Origin of the sequence: Rhodococcus sp. 14-2470-1b (genome assembly GCF_002259415.1) — a bacterium.
Taxonomy (GTDB): domain Bacteria; phylum Actinomycetota; class Actinomycetes; order Mycobacteriales; family Mycobacteriaceae; genus Rhodococcoides.
On the sequence record NZ_NPFY01000073.1, the window covers coordinates 1 to 706 of the forward strand.

At 64.6% G+C, this 706-nt stretch carries 1 protein-coding gene; it reads right to left on the bottom strand.

Features of this window, described 5'->3' with window-relative positions; translation table 11 throughout:
- The coding region (locus CH293_RS27785; protein ID WP_176460151.1) for an AMP-binding protein at positions 1 to 706 on the bottom strand (706 nt) is incomplete at both ends.

Below are 706 nucleotides of genomic sequence, written 5' to 3' on the forward strand. Positions count from 1 at the left end.
GTGGGAGATCATGACGCCTTTGGGGCGTCCGGTGGTGCCGGAGGTGAAGATGACGTAGGCGGTGTCGGCGGGGGTCAGTGGGCGATCGAGTGCCGGTGCGGTGGTGTGTCCGGTGTCGAGGCGTGCGGCGATGTCGGGGTTGTCGAGGTGTAGCTCGTTCGTTGCGCGTGTGTTCGTTCGGATTTCGGTGGTGGTGATCAGGAGTGAGGGTGTGGAGTCGTCGAGGATGTGCCCGATCCGCTCACTCGGGTAGTCGGGGTCGATGGGGACGTAGGCGGCGCCGACCCGGATCACGGCCAGGAGTGCGGTGACCAGGTCGACGCTGCGGGGGAGCATGACTGCGACGCGGTCGCCGACGTGTACGCCGTGTTCGAACAGCATGTGCGCCAATGCGTTTGCGCGGGAATCGAGTGTTGTGTACGTCCATTGCTGTCTCGAGTCGTCGGTGACTGCGATGGCGTTCGGGGTGTGGGTGGTTTGGGTGCGGATGAGTGTGTCGAGGGTGGTGCCGGCTGCGGGTTCACTGGCTCCGGTGGACCATCGTGCGAGGTGTTCGCCTTCGTGGTCGGTGAGTAGGGGTATGGCGGCGATTCGGGTGTGGGGTGCGGTGGCGAGGGTGTGTAGGGCGGTGTCGAGGAGTGTGGTGAGGGTGGTGATGGTGTGGTGGGTGATGCGGTGTGGTTGGTAGGAGAGTTCGATGGTGATG